We start from the raw sequence: 299 nt of genomic DNA on the forward strand, positions 1-299 counted from the left end.
GCAGCAAAGGCGCATGCAGAAGCTCAAGCAGCAATGGAATTTCGACGTCGAGAAGCAGTTCGAAGCTGTTCTTGACGATTTCAGGCCGGATGTTCTCAACACCCATTCGCTGCTGGACGTTACAACGCTGGTGTGGCGCGCGGCCCATAAGCGCGGCATTCCGATTGTTCACACGATCTGCGAATATGATCTCCTGTGCGGCAACGCGGCGATGTTCAAGGGCGGCAAGCCCTGTGAGCACATCCATTTCGGCTGTCAGGTGGTGAATTTCACCAAGAAATTCACGCAGCGTTATATTG

The 299-nt window shown here is 53.8% G+C and carries 1 pseudogene; it reads left to right on the forward strand.

Features of this window, described 5'->3' with window-relative positions:
• Positions 1–13: 13 nt before the first annotated feature.
• Positions 14–299: pseudogene (locus tag SB816_RS30785) on the forward strand (hypothetical protein); the annotation flags it as partial.

The organism is Achromobacter sp. SIMBA_011 (assembly GCF_046535435.1).
Classification (GTDB): domain Bacteria; phylum Pseudomonadota; class Gammaproteobacteria; order Burkholderiales; family Burkholderiaceae_B; genus Achromobacter; species Achromobacter dolens.